Annotated in this window: 15 protein-coding genes and 1 other annotated feature; of the genes, 9 read left to right on the forward strand and 6 right to left on the reverse strand. The window is 27.8% G+C overall.

Annotated features, from left to right (window positions below; translation table 11 throughout):
- Positions 1–120 precede the first annotated feature (120 nt).
- Together CLTHE_RS11510 and CLTHE_RS11515 are read left to right on the forward strand one after the other, a co-directional pair.
- The gene (locus CLTHE_RS11510) at positions 121–498 is read left to right on the forward strand and encodes a hypothetical protein (RefSeq protein ID WP_080023565.1); all 378 of its coding nucleotides are present in this window, start codon (positions 121–123) and stop codon (positions 496–498) included.
- A gap of 32 nt (positions 499–530) precedes the next feature.
- A complete protein-coding gene (locus CLTHE_RS11515; RefSeq protein ID WP_080023566.1) occupies positions 531–1,076 on the forward strand; it encodes a carbohydrate-binding protein in 546 nt (181 codons plus the stop codon).
- A 54-nt stretch (positions 1,077–1,130) separates the two neighbouring features.
- On the opposite strand, the gene CLTHE_RS11520 is transcribed toward CLTHE_RS11515, so the two are convergent.
- Together CLTHE_RS11520 and asnS are read right to left on the reverse strand one after the other, a co-directional pair.
- A complete protein-coding gene (locus CLTHE_RS11520) occupies positions 1,131–1,661 on the reverse strand; it encodes a hypothetical protein (RefSeq protein ID WP_080023567.1) in 531 nt (176 codons plus the stop codon).
- Between the two features lie 170 nt (positions 1,662–1,831).
- Positions 1,832–3,226, reverse strand: coding sequence for an asparagine--tRNA ligase (gene asnS, locus CLTHE_RS11525; RefSeq protein WP_080023568.1), 1,395 nt, complete (start codon positions 3,224–3,226; stop codon positions 1,832–1,834).
- 57 nt (positions 3,227–3,283) lie between these two features.
- Positions 3,284–3,534 (reverse strand) — a binding site (T-box leader).
- A gap of 95 nt (positions 3,535–3,629) precedes the next feature.
- Between asnS and CLTHE_RS11530 the strand changes: the two genes are divergently transcribed.
- Positions 3,630–4,025 (forward strand): cytochrome b5 domain-containing protein, encoded by a 396-nt coding sequence (locus CLTHE_RS11530; protein ID WP_080023569.1) that lies wholly within the window; start codon positions 3,630–3,632, stop codon positions 4,023–4,025.
- 22 nt (positions 4,026–4,047) lie between these two features.
- Here CLTHE_RS11530 and CLTHE_RS11535 read toward each other — a convergent pair whose 3' ends face one another.
- Positions 4,048–4,752: a metallophosphoesterase family protein gene (locus tag CLTHE_RS11535; RefSeq protein WP_002599001.1), complete on the reverse strand. Its 705-nt coding sequence runs from the start codon at positions 4,750–4,752 to the stop codon at positions 4,048–4,050.
- 136 nt (positions 4,753–4,888) lie between these two features.
- On the opposite strand from CLTHE_RS11535, the gene CLTHE_RS11540 reads away from it, so the two are divergent.
- Positions 4,889–5,968: a M24 family metallopeptidase gene (locus CLTHE_RS11540; protein WP_080023570.1), complete on the forward strand. Its 1,080-nt coding sequence runs from the start codon at positions 4,889–4,891 to the stop codon at positions 5,966–5,968.
- A gap of 77 nt (positions 5,969–6,045) precedes the next feature.
- Positions 6,046–6,501, forward strand: a complete 456-nt coding sequence (locus CLTHE_RS11545) for a DUF4825 domain-containing protein (RefSeq protein ID WP_080023571.1) — start codon at positions 6,046–6,048, stop codon at positions 6,499–6,501.
- 53 nt (positions 6,502–6,554) lie between these two features.
- Here the strand turns inward: CLTHE_RS11545 and CLTHE_RS11550 are convergent, their stop codons facing one another.
- The 3 genes from CLTHE_RS11550 to murC form a co-directional block, all read right to left on the reverse strand.
- Positions 6,555–8,204, reverse strand: a complete 1,650-nt coding sequence (locus CLTHE_RS11550; protein WP_080023572.1) for an alpha-keto acid decarboxylase family protein — start codon at positions 8,202–8,204, stop codon at positions 6,555–6,557.
- Between the two features lie 259 nt (positions 8,205–8,463).
- The gene (locus CLTHE_RS11555) at positions 8,464–9,702 is read right to left on the reverse strand and encodes a NupC/NupG family nucleoside CNT transporter (RefSeq protein ID WP_080023573.1); all 1,239 of its coding nucleotides are present in this window, start codon (positions 9,700–9,702) and stop codon (positions 8,464–8,466) included.
- Between the two features lie 330 nt (positions 9,703–10,032).
- Complete coding sequence (gene murC, locus CLTHE_RS11560; protein WP_080023574.1) at positions 10,033–11,409, reverse strand: UDP-N-acetylmuramate--L-alanine ligase; 1,377 nt, start codon at positions 11,407–11,409, stop codon at positions 10,033–10,035.
- Positions 11,410–11,679: 270 nt separating this feature from the next.
- Here murC and purR point away from each other — a divergent pair, with 270 nt between their 5' ends.
- The 4 genes from purR to CLTHE_RS11580 all read left to right on the forward strand — a co-directional run bounded on the left by purR (position 11,680) and on the right by CLTHE_RS11580 (position 16,790).
- On the forward strand, positions 11,680–12,495 hold the full coding sequence (gene purR / locus CLTHE_RS11565) for a pur operon repressor (RefSeq protein WP_002598995.1): 816 nt from the start codon (positions 11,680–11,682) through the stop codon (positions 12,493–12,495).
- A gap of 265 nt (positions 12,496–12,760) precedes the next feature.
- Positions 12,761–14,131: a bifunctional UDP-N-acetylglucosamine diphosphorylase/glucosamine-1-phosphate N-acetyltransferase GlmU gene (gene glmU / locus CLTHE_RS11570; RefSeq protein ID WP_002598994.1), complete on the forward strand. Its 1,371-nt coding sequence runs from the start codon at positions 12,761–12,763 to the stop codon at positions 14,129–14,131.
- A gap of 35 nt (positions 14,132–14,166) precedes the next feature.
- Positions 14,167–15,126: a ribose-phosphate diphosphokinase gene (locus tag CLTHE_RS11575; RefSeq protein WP_080023575.1), complete on the forward strand. Its 960-nt coding sequence runs from the start codon at positions 14,167–14,169 to the stop codon at positions 15,124–15,126.
- Between the two features lie 614 nt (positions 15,127–15,740).
- Positions 15,741–16,790, forward strand: a complete 1,050-nt coding sequence (locus CLTHE_RS11580; RefSeq protein ID WP_080023576.1) for a galactose ABC transporter substrate-binding protein — start codon at positions 15,741–15,743, stop codon at positions 16,788–16,790.
- Positions 16,791–16,813 lie beyond the last annotated feature (23 nt).

Raw genomic sequence — 16,813 nt, forward strand, 5'->3', positions numbered from 1 at the left:
TTAAAATGCACTAATCAAATTTATGATTAGTGTATTTTTTATTGCGGCTATTTACATAAATTGGTAGAATGAAATAAGATTTGATTTTATACTAAAAGGTTATTTGGGAGGGGAATGATTTTGAAAAAATGGGTTTTAGGAGTAGCAATTTTAAGTTCTATAGTTTTTGTTGGATGTAGGGACTCTGATGGATTAACTAGAAGCGAAAAAAAGAGTATGGAGAAAACTTCTGAATTAGAAAATAGTATAGAAGTTAATTTAGAAGATAAAGAATATATAAAGATTAAAAGTAGCTATGGTGAAGAGGTAAGGGTAGAGCTAAGTAAATCAACAGATAGTGGAAACAGTATTAAAATATTAGAAGAAGTTTTAGATAAAAAGAATAATGAAGTTGAAGTTAAGGAAGATAAAGCTTCAAATAAAGATGAGTGGTATGAATTATATATTGAAGCTAAAGATATAAGTACTAAGAGGATATTTCAAAGAGAAAATAATTAGTTATTAAATTTTAGAAGGGAAAGAGAGATAAAATGAGAATAAAGAGAGCAATTCTAATTATGCTTATAGGAGCTTCTTTTTTAATGGTAGGTTGTGGAGCTAAACAAAATGAAAGTGTAGATGATAAAAAAGATATGGTAGTTGAGTTGGATGGAAATATAGAAGTTGATGTAGAAACAAAAAATTATATAAAAGTAACATCCACTTATCCAAATGAGATAGATTTAGTAATTAATAAAAAAATGAAAAATGAAGAGTATATTAAAGTTTTCGAAGGAAAATTACTTAATAATAAAGATGGAATAAAAATATTCTTAGAAAGTAAAGAAGATGAGGATTATGAATTGATAGCAAAATCTGATGGAAGTGAATCAAGAATTTCTTTTAGTAGAAAAATTGATAAAATAAATTTAGTGGAAAATAATATTAATAATTGGAATAAAAATTCTATTGAGTATGAAGTATATGATGAAGTTGTGTTTGAAGGTAAGAATTATAAATGTATACAAAATCATATATCTCAAGAATCTTGGAATCCTAAAGAAGCAGTTAGTCTTTGGCAAGAATTTAAATATTAAATAAAATAAGAAAAAGGTCTATGTCATATAATTATGGCACAGACCTTTTTCTTATTATTCTTTATTTGTTTGATATTCTGATTTAACATCAGTATTTTTATTTAATTTATTTTCTACTGGAATTCCAACTTCTTTTATGGCTTCTGCTATTGCTTTTGGAGTATCTATTTTTCCGTGAGCATATCCAAACTTATGATCATTTTGCATAATGAATAATATCATAATCTTTTGTTGACCAGTATATGTTAGTTCTGCAGATTTTATTTCTGTTAATGGAACAGCACATTGTCTAAAATATAATTTATCTTTAGTAATTATCATTGCATTTTTTACTGCGCCGACTACAAGAAATAACATAAGTGCAGCTGCAAGTAAGAATATATATTTTTTAGATGTAATTGCGAATCCAATTGATATTATTAATATAACGAAGAATAATATAGTGAATTTTTTTAGATTAGCATCTTGAAATATTTTATATTCACCTTCACAAGTACTTAAAAATTTTTTTTGAGTTCTCAATGCTAATGGGATATTTAATGCTATGATTATTAATAAAACTATTAATGCGATTAGAATTGCCATAGTTTTTCCTCCTAATAATTAATACTATTTATTATAACATGGGTGTATGAGTTGGATTATTAATTAACTGTTAATAGAAATGTAGAAATAGAACTTATATTGATGATAGAAAATGACAAAATAAAACTCCTTAGTTTATCTAAGGAGTTTTATTGTACATTATATTAATATTAGAAATCAGATTGACCAGTTGTTCTTGGGAATGGAATTACGTCTCTGATATTTGTCATACCAGTAATGTACATGATTAATCTTTCAAATCCTAATCCATATCCTGAATGTTTAGTTTCTCCGTATTTTCTAAGCTCTAAATACCACCAGTAATCTTCTTCATTTAAGTTAAGTTCAGCCATTCTCTTCTTAAGAAGATCAAGTCTTTCTTCTCTTTGACTTCCTCCAATTATTTCACCTATTCCAGGTACTAGAAGATCCATTGCAGCAACAGTTTTATTATCATCATTCATTCTCATATAGAATGCTTTTATATCTTTTGGATAATCAGTTACGAAAACTGGTTTTTTGAAATGTTCTTCAGTAAGATATCTTTCATGTTCAGTTTGAAGGTCAATTCCCCATTCAACTGGATATTCGAAAGTTCTTCCACAAGATTTTAATATTTCTACTGCATCTGTATAAGTAACTCTAGCAAAGTCTGAGTTTACAACATGATTTAATCTTTCTACTAATCCTTTATCTATAAATTGGTTAAAGAATTGAATTTCTTCAGGACATTCATCCATAACATATTTTATTACGTAAGTTAACATATCTTCAGCTAATTTCATGTTATCTTCTAAATCAGCAAATGATATTTCAGGTTCAACCATCCAGAATTCAGCAGCATGTCTTGCTGTATTTGAATTTTCAGCTCTGAAAGTTGGTCCAAAAGTATAAATATTTCTAAATGCTAAAGCATAAGTTTCACCATTTAATTGTCCTGAAACAGTAAGGTTAGTTTCTTTTCCAAAGAAATCTTTTGAATAATCAATATCTCCATTTTCAGTTTTTGGAGGGTTTTGTAAATCTAAAGTAGTTACTCTAAACATTTCTCCTGCACCTTCACAGTCACTTCCAGTTAGTATTGGAGTGTGAGTGTATACGAAGTGTTGTTCTTGGAAAAATTTGTGTATAGCATAAGCAGCAACTGATCTAACTCTGAATACAGCTGAGAATGCATTACTTCTTGGTCTTAAGTGTGCTATAGTTCTTAAATATTCAAAAGTATGTCTTTTCTTTTGTAGTGGATAGTCAGAATCTGACATACCTTCAATTACGATTTCGCTAGCTTGAATTTCAAAAGGTTGTTTAGCATTTGGTGTTTCAACTAAAGTCCCTACAATTTTTAATGATGAACTTATAGGTAGTTTTGATATTTCTTTAAAGTTTTCTAATTTATTATCAAATACAACTTGAATATTTTTAAAGAAAGAACCATCATTAATTTCGATAAATCCAAAAGCATTTGAAGCTCTTAAAGTTCTTATCCATCCTGTTATTGTTATTTCTTTTCCTAAATGGTCAGAAGTGTTTCTGTATAGTGATCTAACTAATACGTTTTTATCCATTATTTTTCCTCCTATTAATAAAAAATTATATAAAAAAAATCCTTCACTTCCCAGTATGTATGGGACGAAAGGATACTATACGCGGTGCCACCCAATTTGTTTTCTAAAAAAGAAAACCAGCTTTAAAACACAAAATTTATGCTTTCCAAATTTATAACGGTTTGGAAGTTCCGTCTAAGCCTACTAACTTAAAGTTTTCGGTTAGATACTCAGAGATGTTCTTCAAAATAGGCTTCGTATAAGGCTTACACCATCCCTTATTCGCTAAAACTACTTCCTAAGTTTACTCTTCTCGTCAACGTTTCATTAAAATATTATATTAAAATGATTTTACAATATTTTTAAATCAAAATCAAGGAATTAACATAGAATAGTTATATAATAATATTTTTATGGGGGAAATATGGTACTTAATAATTTAATTATAAGAAAAAATAGAGAAATAAATATTTTAAAAGGAATGTTAAGTGCACGAATTGAAGAGAGGGAAGTAATTATAGAAAAAATTAAATATGTAATGGAAGAATTAGAGGAACTTATTTTTATTGAAAATGAATTTAGGTGTAAAATTAAAAATTTTACTATGGAAGATTTATCTCAATACAATGGAAAAGGAAATAACTTAGCATACATAGTTATTGAGGGAACTGTTTATGATGTTACTGGAATTAAGGAGTTCGTTAATGGAAATTGTAAATTTCCTCTAGGAAAGGACGCAACTGAAGTTTTCTATTCATGTCTAAAAGGAGATAGAGATATACTTAGAAAAGCTAGAATAGTAGGAGTTTTAAAAGAATAAAAAAGCAGGATTAATCCTGCTTTTAAACTTCTCTACCAGTTTCATATGATTGAATAAGATTAGAAGGAAATTTAAGCATAGTCATATCCTTTACTATTCTTTTAAATTCATATTCAACATTTCTAAATTTAACTTTTACCTCGCCAGTTTCCTCATTTATATCTAATATGCAATAAGTTGCATTAGGTGAACCATTTTTAGGTTTACCCACACTACCATCATTTATGAAAAGTTTATCTCCAAACATTTTACAGGATGGAATATGAGTATGAGCACATACTAAAATATCAGCATTTAAATTTTTCATAATTTCTTCAGTATTGCTTCCATCTTCAAAAAGATATTCGCTTATTGAATTTGGGCTTCCATGTACAAAAAGAATCTCCCTTTTTCCAACTTTTAATCTATATTCAGTTTCTAGATTTTCTAAAAAATATTTATTTGAATTTCTTACTTCTTCAACTGCCCAAGGAAGTGAAAAAGAATTTATATTATTATCTCTTATATATGTGAAATCTCCATCGCAAACAGAGGCATCATAATTTCCTTTTAAACAAGTAATTTCTCTTCTCTTAATTAAAGCTATTACTTCGTTAGGATGTGGTCCATATCCAACTAAGTCTCCTAAACAAATAACTTTATCAACTCTATTATCATCTATGTCTTCAAAGACTTTCATTAAGGAATATATATTTCCATGAATGTCTGATATAACTGCAATCTTCATAATAAAATCCTCCTGAAAGATTATATATAATTTTTTATGACAAACATATCTAAAGAATATTTTATCATTATATAAAATCTATATAAAGGTGTATAATAGTAATTAATAATAAAGTTATAAACAATAGGAGGGAAATATGAAAGAAAATAGAGTTAAAAAGGTTATAGATAGAATGAAAGAAGAGAATTTAAATCAAATTCTTGTTTCAGCACCATCTTCATTATTTTATTTAACAGGGAAATGGTTTCATCCAGGAAATAGAATGATAGTTCTTCTTATTAAATCAAATGGAGACCATAAATTAATAAATAATAAGCTTTTCCCAGTGAATGAAGATTTAGGGGTAGATATTGTTTGGTATGAAGATACAGATAATCCAACTGAAATTTTATCTAAGTATATAGACAATACTTCAAATTTAGGAATAGATAAAACTTGGCCATCACATTATTTAATAGAGTTAATGGAACTTAATGCGGCAAAGGGATATAAGAATTCTTCAGTTATAATAGATGAACTTAGAATGATTAAAGATGAAGAAGAGATAGAGTTTATGAAAGAAGCATCAAAAATAAATGATAAAACTATGAAAGAATTATGGGGACACTTAAAAGAAGGTATGACAGAACTTGAATGTGTTGATCTTTTAAAAGAACTTTATGAAAAAAATGGTTCAAATAAGTTTTCTTTTAGTCCAATAATAGCTTTTTGTCCAAATGGAGCAGATCCACACCATGAAACAGATGATACAAGATTAAATGTTGGAGATAGTATTGTTATAGATATTGGATGTGTATATAAAGATTATTGTTCTGATATGACTAGAACAGTTTTCTTTGGAAAAGTTCCTTCAAATAAGCATGAATCAATTTATTCAATAGTTAAAGAAGCAAATGAAAGAGCTATAGAAGCTGTAAAACCAGGTGTAAAATTTAGTGATATAGATAAAGCTGCAAGAGAATATATAACTGAAAATGGTTATGGAGAATATTTTACACATAGAACAGGGCATTGCATAGGAATTGATTGTCATGATTTTGGAGATGTAAGTGGTGTAAATGATAAAGTTTTAGAACCGGGAATGATATTCTCAGTTGAACCTGGAGTATATTTAAAAGATGATTTTGGTGTTAGAATAGAAGATTTAGTATTAGTAACAAAAGATGGTCATGAAGTATTAAACTGTGTTAGCAAAGAAGTAACAGTTATAAAGTAGTCTAAGATTAAAAAAATAGATAACATATAAATTTTAGGTTATTTATTTTTATATAGTGGTTAATAAGGGGAGAATTTATGAAAAATTTAATTAAGATACTAAGTACAACTATAATGGCATTAGTTTTAATTGGGTGTAATAATGAAAATATATCAGTTAATAATAAATCAGAAGAAATAACTAAAATAGATATTGAGAAACTTTCGTCTTTAAGTGGAAGTTTAGTTGGAAATAATTCAGATATGATAAAATTAGTGAATAATTTACCGGGAAATATTTATTTCGACAAACTTGAATTATATACTGAAAAAGAACCTTATGGAATGAAAGTTACTTATAGTAAAAATGGTATTTCAGATAAGAAGATTAATGAATTTATAAAAGATTACAAAGATTTATCTTATAAAAATGCTAGGGAAATGTTTATTTTAGTTTCAAATTTAGGTTATGTAGAGTTTGATTTTTCAGATTTAGGAGGAGAGGTTCTAAATTTTAAGAAAAATGAATTCGTTTCAGAAAAATGTGAGTGGTAAAAAAATATATAAATAAAAAGACTTTTTCATTTTAGAAAAAGTCTTTTTTACTTTTAGTAGCTATTTTGTTTTGAGAATAATTCACCTAAATCTTTTAATAATTGAGGAGAGTCCATTTTATCCATACAAACTTCTATAAAAGTAAGTTTATCTTTATTATTATCAGCTTCTTTTAAAGCATTCATTAATTCAATTTCAGTTTTTGCTTTAAAGCTAATACTTCTGTTTCCTTCTAAGTCAAATACAGAAACTAATTTTGAATAATCCCACATATTTATATCATTATATTTTCTGTTAGGACCATGAATAAGTCTTTCAACAGTATATCCATCATTATTTATAACCATTATTATAGGGCTTAGATTTTCTCTAATCATAGTAGAAACTTCTTGAGCTGTTAATTGGAAAGAACCATCACCAACTAAAAGAATATTTCTTCTATTTCTATCTGCGATTTGAGTTCCTAATAAAGCACCTACAGTATATCCAATTGAACCCCAAAGTGGTTGACCTATAAATGTACATCCTTTCTTCATATTAACTAAGCAAGAACCGAAGAAAGAAGTACCTTGTTCAGCGATTAATATATCATTTTCATTTAAGAAACTTTCAATTCCTTGGAAAAATCTTTTTTGAGTTAGAGGAGTATTTGTAGCTTCAAAATTATTTATTAATGAAACATGTGGTGTATCATTTTTAGAAAATTCAACATTTAAATTTTTTAAAGATTCTAAAGCATCTTTCATTAAAATATTACTAAATAAGTTTTCACCTATTCTACAATATAAAGGATGAACTTCTACAAGAGTTATATTTTTATTTATGTAACTAAACCCAGCAGTTATTGAATCTGTAAGTTTAACTCCAATTAAAAATGCTAAATCACAGCTCTTAACTAGCTTAGTAATATTTTCATTACTTAAAGAACCACTATATACTCCTACAAAGTTAGGATGAGTTTCATCTATAACACCTTTTCCCATAGCCAATGAAGAAACAGGAAGATTTGAGGCTTCAACAAATTCTTGAAGTTCTTTATTTAAATTATATCTATTAACTTCAAAATCAGCTAAAATCATTTGCTTTTTAGAGTTAGACATTAAACTTTTTACATTTGAAATGAAACTATTTAAACTATTTTTATCACTCTCTAGATTATAAGAAGTTTTTTCAGAAACATTTATTACTTTAGTTGCTAAATCTACTGGCATTCCAATATAGACTGGTTTTTTATATAAATAGCATTCTCTAAGAACTCTATCAATTTCTTCTTTAGCATTTATTTCATTTAATATTGTTTGAGCAACACTAACTTCTTTAAACATTTCATTGAATCTATAGAATTCTCCATCTCCTAGAGTATGATGAACTAATTTTCTATTTTCTACTACTTTACTTGAAGGAATTCCAACAATTTTTACAACTGGAACATTTTCAGCATAGGAACCTGCAATTCCATTAACAGCGCTTAATTCTCCAACTCCAAAAGTTGTTGCAATAGCAGCCATACCTTTTATTCTTCCATATCCATCAGCTGCATAAGATGCATTTAATTCATTACAATTACCAATCCATTCTATATCTTCAGAGTCATCTATTTGATCTAGAAAGCTTAAGTTATAATCTCCAGGAACACCAAAAATGTGTTTAACTCCATATTCTTTTAAACTATCTATTAAATAATTACCAACAGTTGTCTTCATATATAAACATCTCCTTTATTAATTAGAAATTTTTTCTTTTTACGAGGCTAATGTTATCATTTATAGATTTATAAATCCTTGACATAAATCAAGGATTTTATTAATTTATAATTTTAATATTAATTAGACATAAATATTTAATATAAAAACTTTTACAGAAATAAAACAGAAATAAATTTGATTAAATAAAAAAATCGTCCTAATTTAAATTAAGACGATTTTAAATTTGAATATTATTTTTAATTATTTTTTATTTAAACTACACTGCGAAAAGTACTCCAGCTATTGTTCCAGTTAAACAAGTAGCAAGTGCTCCTCCTAGTAGAGCTTTGAAACCAAGTTTAGCAATTAGTCCTTTTTTCTCAGGTGCAAGTGAACCAATTCCACCTATTTGGATAGCAACTGAACTAATATTTGCAAATCCACATAATGCATAAGTCATTATAAGTATAGTTTTAGGTTGAAGTATTTGATATCCTGCAGCATGAGCTATATTTTTTGAAAGTTCTGAGTATGCAACGAATTCGTTAAGCATTATTTTTTGTCCTAATAAACTACCAGCTGTAGTTATATCAGATGCAGGAACTCCCATAAGGAATGCAAGTGGAGAGAATATCTTACCAAGTATCCATTGGAAGCTAAGCCATGGAGCTCCAAAGAATCCACCTATTGCACCTAGTATTGCATTAAATAAAGCCATAAGTGCAACGAATGCAAGAAGCATAGCAGCAACATTTAGTGCTAATCCTAAACCTTCACTAGCTCCATTAGCAGCAGCTTCAACAACATTAGAAGCTGTATTTTCTATTTTTATTCCGTTAACATCTTTAGTTTTTGGTTCTTCAGTTTCAGGAACTAAAATTTTAGCAAGTATTAATCCAGCAGGAGCGGCCATTATACTAGCAGCTAATAAATCTCCAGCATTAACTCCCATTGCAACATATCCTGCCATAACTCCACCAGCAACAGTTGCCATACCACCAACCATTATTGCCATAAGCTCTGAACGAGTCATATCACTAATAAATGGTTTAATTAAAAGAGGAGCTTCAGTTTGACCTAAGAATATGTTACCAACCGCACTTAAAGTTTCAGCTCCAGAAGTACCAAGTAATTTACAAATACCTTTAGCAATAATTTTAACTATAAATTGCATTATACCTAAATAATAAAGTATTCCCATTAAAGCTGAGAAGAATATTATTGTTGGTAAAACTTGAAGTGCGAATATTGATCCAATTGTATTTGTATCCATTAATGGACCGAATAAGAATGATGACCCTTCTTTTGTAAAATCAAGAAGTTTAGTAATACCCTGACTAATAAAATTGAAAAATTTTGCTCCAGCAGGAATTTTTAATATGAAAACAGCAAAAACAACTTGAAGACCAAGACCTGTCCCAACAAGACGCCAATTTATTTTTTTTCTGTTTTCAGAGAATAAGACCGCAATTCCAATAATCACAGTAATACCTAATAAACCTATAAATCTGCTCAATTTCATTTCTCCTTTGTAGTTTATTTGCGAAACCTTTATAAATCATTAGTAAATGTTTTCTGAAAATGTTTCAGAAATGTGAAAAAATGTCGAAAAATTATATAAAGTGTTTCAAATTTGAATTAATTAATTAAATTATAAACTAAAAATGAATAAAGTTAAAGAAAAAAATAAATTTTTTTGACAAAACATGTATAATAAATGAAGAAAGTGTTAAGAGTGAAATGGAAATATAACAGATAAATAAAGAAAAAGCCAATTATGTATTAACTACATAATTAGCTTAAATATAATATGATAAATAATAAATTTTATTATTTTATTAGAATTTTATAAGTTTAAAAATTTTTCTCCAACAATAACAACATCTCCAGCACCAACTGTTAATATCATATCATCTTTTTTTGCTACTTTTTTTAAATAAGAAACAGCTTCATCATGTGAATGAACGTTTGTACATTTTAAACCTGTTTTTCTTATTGCATCACCTAATTCATCAGAAGAAACAAGTCCAGTATCTTTTTCTCTTGCAGCATATATATCCATTAATATTAATTCATCTGAATCTTTAAATGCTGTAGTGAATTCATCAAATAATGTTTTAGTTCTTGTATAAGTGTGTGGTTGGAAAACACAATAAGTTTTGCCATGAGGAATTTTTTTAGCTGTGTTAAGAGTAGCTTGTATCTCAACAGGATGATGAGCATAATCATCAATAATTGTTATACCATTAATTTCTCCTTTATATTCAAATCTTTTGTGAGCACCTTTGCACTCATTAAGACCTTCAGCTATTTTTTCAAATGGAATATTAAATATTAATCCAACACAAATAGTTGAAAGAGCATTTAAAATATTATGAGTTCCAGGCATATTTAGACTTACAGTAAATAAGTCCTCACCTTTTTTATTAACTGTAAATGTAGCACAACCTTTGTTGTTAAATTCTATATTTTTAGCAGTTACATCTGCATCTTCTAAACCATAACTTAAAGTATTACATTTAGCTTCTTCTAAGATTCCTCTAACATTTTTATCACCATTATATCCAATTAGATAACCATCTTCTGGTATTAGAGTTGAGAACTTTTTAAAAGTTTCTATTATGTGGTTTAAATCTCTATAATAATCAAGATGATCTGCATCAATATTTAAGATAATACCTACATAAGGATAGAATTTTAGGAATGATTCTTTGTATTCACATGCTTCAGTAACAAAGTAATCACTGTTACCAATTCTATAGTTTCCTCCAATAATATCTAATTCTCCACCTACCAATATAGTAGGATCAAGATTTCCTTTTAATGTTATGTTAGTTATCATAGAAGTACTTGTAGTTTTTCCATGAGTACCAGCAACAGCTACATTGTATTTATGTCCTTTCATTATTAATCCTAAAAACTCTGCTCTATCCATTAAATGAATATTATTTTCTTTTGCTTCTAGAATTTCAGGGTTATCACTAGGAATAGCTGCAGTATAAACAACTAAATCTACATTTTGTAAATTTTCTCTTTTATGGCCGATATATATTTCAGCACCTTTTTCTTTAAGACTATTTGTAATTTTAGATTCTTTTGAATCAGAACCTGAAACTTTAAATCCATTATTTAAAAGTACAGCAGCAAGACCACTCATGCTGATACCACCAATTCCAATAAAGTGAACTTTCTTTTGTTTGTCTTTTATAAAATCGAATGACATAAAAATCACCTCTCCTTATTAATTCATTTATAATTATATACATTTTTTGAAAATTGAACACAACAAAAAGGTGAATATTTAAAAAAATTTCCTTAATTTATAGAAGTTTTTTATTCTGCATAGATAAAATAGCTAAAAAACAGAATAATAGAGAGAAAAATATCGCTTCAAATATCTTGATAAAAATATGAATATAGAATAAAATATGAATATTAAGCAATGAAAATATAGAAATAATTCGTATAAATATAAAATGAAGGTGAGTTTATAATGGAGAAGTTAAGCAGAAACAGTAGAGTTGTAGCTATTACTAAAATATTAACAGAAAATCCTAATAAAATTATAGGTCTTAATAGATTTTCTGAATTATTAAATGCTGCAAAATCAACTATAAGTGAAGATATAGTTATAGTTAGAGAAATATTAGATAAATTAGAGATGGGAAAAGTAGAGACTATTTCAGGTGCTTCAGGTGGCATAAAATATATACCTAGAATAGGTAATTCTATGGCTAAAGATTTTGCAGAAAATTTATGTGATATTTTAAAAGATGAAGGAAGAGTTATACCAGGTGATAGAATTTATATGACTGATTTAATGTATAACCCAGAAATAATAAGTAGAGCTGGAACTATTCTTTCAGCTTGGTTTAATGATAAAGAAATTGATTATATAATAACAGTTGAAACAAAAGGAATTCCACTAGCCTATGAAGTAGCTAGGAATTTAGGAATACAGTTAGTTATTGCTAGAAGAGATACTTTAGTAACAGAAGGACCAACAATGACAATTAACTATGTTTCAGGAACAAGTAAAAGACTTCAGCAAATGTCTCTTTCAAAGAAAGCTATGAAGAATAATTCAAGATGTGTGTTTATTGATGACTTTATGAAAGGTGGAGGAACAGCTTTAGGGATAAAAGACCTTTTAAAAGAATTTGATAGTGAACTAATTGGTATTGGAGTTTTAGTTGATAATAAAGAAGTTAATAAAAAACTTGTAGATGATTATGTATCAATAGTAGAGTTACATTCAGTTGAAGAATCAATAATATCAGATATAAGACCTTCAAAATTATTTGAATAAGTTAATAGAGTTAATTTAAATTATTATAATTTTATGAAAATCTGGTTTTAAAAAATTATTAATTAAATTGAAGATTTGAAAAAATAAAGAGGAAACTCTTTATTTTTTTTATGTTTAAAATTCCATAGATTGACTATTTAATATTTTCCAAAGGTTGAAATACAAGAATCTATGAAATATAATAATATAGATATAAAGAAAAAAATTTTTTCAAATAAAATAAAAGAAAATCAATGGTAAATAATTGTAAAATAGAGGTGGTAAGATGTATAGATGTGCGTTAATACTAGCAGCAGGTCAAGGAACAAGAATTAAATCTGATATACCAAAAGTTTTACACAAAGTATGTGGAAAAGAAATGGTTAATCATGTTATAGACAACATGAGAAAGGCTAGTATAGAGGATGTCAATGTAATCATTGGAAAAGGCGCAGAATTAGTAAAGAAAGAAACAGAAAGTAGAAAAGTTTCATATTCTTTACAAGAAGAGCAACTAGGGACAGGTCATGCAGTTAAATGTGCAGCAGAATTTTTAAAAGGAAAAAAAGGAACTGTACTTATTTTTGCAGGAGATGCTCCATTAACAAAAGAAACCACTATAAAAGAATTAATAAAGTATCATGAAGAAAATAATAATTCAGCAACTTTATTAAGTGCATTAGTAGAGGATCCAACAGGATACGGAAGAATAATAAGAGATGAAAATGGGCAAGTTTTAAAAATAGTAGAACATAAGGATTGTAATGAAGAAGAATTAAAAGTTAATGAAATGAATGCAGCAATGTATTGCTTTGATATTGAAGATTTAGTGAATGCTTTAGAAAAAATATCAAATGACAATGTACAAGGTGAATACTATTTAACTGATGCCATTGGAATTGTTAAAGAAGAAGGTAAAAAAGTTGGAGCTGTAGTAACTGATTATGAGGATACTATAGGAGTAAACTCAAGAGCTCAACTTGCAGAAGCAGAAGAAATATTAAGAAATAGAATAAATAGAATACATTTAGATAATGGGGTAACTTTAATTGATCCAAGATCAACTTATATTGGAGCTGATGTTGTAATAGGAAAAGATACTATTCTTTATCCAAATACAATATTAGAAGGAAACACAAAAATTGGTCAAAGATGTACAATACTTCAAAATACAAGAATAAAAGATAGTATTATAGAAAATGGAGCAACAATAGAATCTTCAGTAATATTAGAAAGTAAAGTTGGAGAGAATACTAATGTAGGTCCATTCGCTTATATCAGACCAGAAAGTAGCATTGGGAATAATGTGAAAATAGGAGATTTCGTAGAAATTAAAAAAGCTAACATTGGAAATGAAACTAAAGTAGCTCACTTAACATATATAGGTGATGCAGAAGTAGGAAGCGGATGTAACTTTGGTTGTGGAACAGTTGTAGTAAATTATGATGGAAAGAAAAAACATAAAACTATAATTGGAGATAATAGCTTTATAGGTTGTAATACAAATTTAGTTTCACCAGTTAAAGTAGGAGACAACACATATATTGCAGCAGGTTCAACAATAACTAATGAAGTTTCTGAAGGAGATCTTGCGATAGCAAGAGCTAAACAAAGAAATATAAAGGGTTGGGTTGAAAAAAAAGGATTAAAAAAATAATTTAAATGGTTAAATAATTAGGAGGTCTTCAAATAATGGTAACTCACGGAAATAATATTAAAATATTCACAGGGAATTCTCATCCGGAGCTAGCAAAAGAAATAGCTAAAATTTTAGAAGTAGAATTAGGAGATTCAAAAGTAGGAACTTTTAGTGATGGAGAAATATCAGTTGATATAAATGAAACTGTTAGAGGTGCTGATGTATTTATAGTTCAATCAACTTCATCACCAGTTAATAATAATTTGATGGAATTATTAATAATGATAGATGCCTTTAAAAGAGCTTCAGCTGGAAGAATAACAGCTGTTATACCTTATTATGGATATGCAAGACAAGATAGAAAAGCTAAGTCAAGAGATCCAATAACAGCGAAATTAGTTGCTGATCTTTTAACAACTGCTGGAGCAAATAGAGTATTAACTATGGATTTACATGCATCACAAATACAAGGATATTTCAATATTCCTGTTGATCATTTAGTTGGATCACCAATATTAGCTCAGTATTTTATTGATAAAGGAATGGATGATCAAGATGATGTAGTAGTTGTATCACCTGACCTTGGAAGTGTTACAAGAGCTAGAAAGTTTGCTGATAAATTACATGCACCTATAGCTATAATAGATAAAAGAAGACCAAAAGCAAATGTATCAGAAATAATGAATATTATTGGAGACATAGAAGGAAAGAGATGTATACTTCTTGATGATATGATTGATACTGCTGGAACAATTACAAATGCAGCTAATGCTTTAAAAGATTTAGGTGCAAAAAATGTTTATGCATGCTGCACACATGGAGTTTTATCAGGACCGGCATTTGAAAGAATAAATAATTCAGCAATAGAAGAATTAGTTATGTTAAATACAATTGATCTTCCAGAAAATATTGATAAAAATAAATTCAAATCATTATCAGTAGCACCAATTTTTGCTGAAGCTATTCAAAGAATATATGATGATAAACCAATTAGTAAATTATTTGAAGTATAATTTATAGAATATAAAGGGCTGTTGCAAAATGATTAATAATCATTTTGTAACGGTTCTTTTATTTTAAAATTAAAAACATGTTTTAAAACTATTTTTTAAGTTAGTTTTCTAAATATACTATGAAATATATTGATTAAATATTTATTTTAGAACATGACTAAAAGAGGTAAATATACTTCTTTTTTTTATTTTCTATTATAGTTTTTGAAGTAATTTAGTTTTAAAATGACTAAAACATAATCTAGTCTTATTAATTTTAGTATGCAATTTAGCAATGTTGAGTACTAATGCTTTAAGTGAAATTTTTATTTGTACTCTTTTTTCAATAAAATATTATTTCTTCTAAATTTTTTTGTTGCAAATATAGCCATAGCTTTTTTATATTTCATTTCCATCTTGTATTTTAGTCATTTGCTTTTTTAATTCCATGATTTCTTTCACTATAATGATTTCATTACCATTTAATATCAGTTTATCAAGGGAGTTTTTTTAAAACACCTAAGAATTTTGATAAAAGTGTGTAGGATTTTATATGTAAAAAAATAGTTATTTAAATATAATAGAATTGTAAACGATAACTAAGAGAATTTATATATTTGGAGGGAATGGGATTTATGAAAAATGTAAAGAAAGTATTAGCTATGGCTATGGCAACAGCAATGATGACTATTTCATTAGTTGGATGTGGAGGAGCTGCATCTGATGGAGATGCAAAGACAGGAGACACTATTAAGGTTGGAGTATGTCTTTATAAATTTGATGATACTTATATTTCTACAGTAAGACAAAACATAGAAAAGCTTGCTGAGGAAAATGATAAGAAAATAGAACTTACTATAGTTGATGGAAAAGGTGACCAAGCTACTCAAAATGATAGTATAGATACACTTCTTCAAAAGGAAATGGATTTATTACTAGTTAACTTAGTAGATACAGGAGCAGCACAAACTGTAGTAGATAAAATAAAGGCTGAAGAAGTTCCAGTAGTATTATTTAACAGAGAGCCGGGAACTACTGATGCAATAAAATCTTACGACAAAGCTATTTTTGTAGGAACTAATGCAAAAGAAGCTGGTGTATTACAAGGAAAAATATTATCTAAATTATGGCAAAAAGATTCAAAAGCTATAGATAAAAATGGTGATGGAGTAATGCAATATGTAATGCTTCAAGGTGAACCTGATAATCCAGAAGCTATAGCAAGAACAAAATATTCAGTAGATACTATTAATGAAGCAAAAATCAAGACTGAAAAGTTAGCTCAACAAGTTTGTAACTGGGATCAAGCATTAGCTCAAAATGCTACTGAAGCTTGGTTATCAAGATTTAAAGATGATATTGAAGTTGTAATAGCAAATAATGATGGTATGGCTCAAGGAGCAATAGCAGCATTACAAGCTCAAGGATATAACAATGGAGATGCTAAAAAGACTATTCCTGTAGTAGGTGTTGATGCAACTGAAGCAGCTCAAGATTTAATTGAAAGAGGCTTAATGACAGGTTCAGTTCTTCAAGATGCAGAAGCAATGGCTAAAGCTCTTTTAGAATGTGGATTAAATTTAGTTGAAGGAAAATCAGCTATTGAAGGAACTGAGTATAAATTTGATGATACTGAAGTTTCAATTCGTATACCATACAAAGAATTTATAAAAGGATCAAAATAGTCCCTATTAAGAAAAGCTACATA

The sequence above is a fragment of the Clostridium thermobutyricum DSM 4928 genome (assembly GCF_002050515.1).
Lineage (GTDB): Bacteria > Bacillota > Clostridia > Clostridiales > Clostridiaceae > Clostridium > Clostridium thermobutyricum.

Bases quoted from the DNA above. Each gene is read 5' to 3' on its own strand.
- CLTHE_RS11515 (WP_080023566.1), top strand. From the start codon at position 531: ATGAGAATAAAGAGAGCAATTCTAATTATGCTTATAGGAGCTTCTTTT.
- CLTHE_RS11520 (WP_080023567.1), bottom strand. From the start codon at position 1,661: ATGGCAATTCTAATCGCATTAATAGTTTTATTAATAATCATAGCATTA.
- asnS (WP_080023568.1), bottom strand. From the start codon at position 3,226: ATGGATAAAAACGTATTAGTTAGATCACTATACAGAAACACTTCTGAC.
- CLTHE_RS11530 (WP_080023569.1), top strand. From the start codon at position 3,630: ATGGTACTTAATAATTTAATTATAAGAAAAAATAGAGAAATAAATATT.
- CLTHE_RS11535 (WP_002599001.1), bottom strand. From the start codon at position 4,752: ATGAAGATTGCAGTTATATCAGACATTCATGGAAATATATATTCCTTA.
- CLTHE_RS11540 (WP_080023570.1), top strand. From the start codon at position 4,889: ATGAAAGAAAATAGAGTTAAAAAGGTTATAGATAGAATGAAAGAAGAG.
- CLTHE_RS11545 (WP_080023571.1), top strand. From the start codon at position 6,046: ATGAAAAATTTAATTAAGATACTAAGTACAACTATAATGGCATTAGTT.
- CLTHE_RS11550 (WP_080023572.1), bottom strand. From the start codon at position 8,204: ATGAAGACAACTGTTGGTAATTATTTAATAGATAGTTTAAAAGAATAT.
- murC (WP_080023574.1), bottom strand. From the start codon at position 11,409: ATGTCATTCGATTTTATAAAAGACAAACAAAAGAAAGTTCACTTTATT.
- purR (WP_002598995.1), top strand. From the start codon at position 11,680: ATGGAGAAGTTAAGCAGAAACAGTAGAGTTGTAGCTATTACTAAAATA.
- glmU (WP_002598994.1), top strand. From the start codon at position 12,761: ATGTATAGATGTGCGTTAATACTAGCAGCAGGTCAAGGAACAAGAATT.
- CLTHE_RS11575 (WP_080023575.1), top strand. From the start codon at position 14,167: ATGGTAACTCACGGAAATAATATTAAAATATTCACAGGGAATTCTCAT.
- CLTHE_RS11580 (WP_080023576.1), top strand. From the start codon at position 15,741: ATGAAAAATGTAAAGAAAGTATTAGCTATGGCTATGGCAACAGCAATG.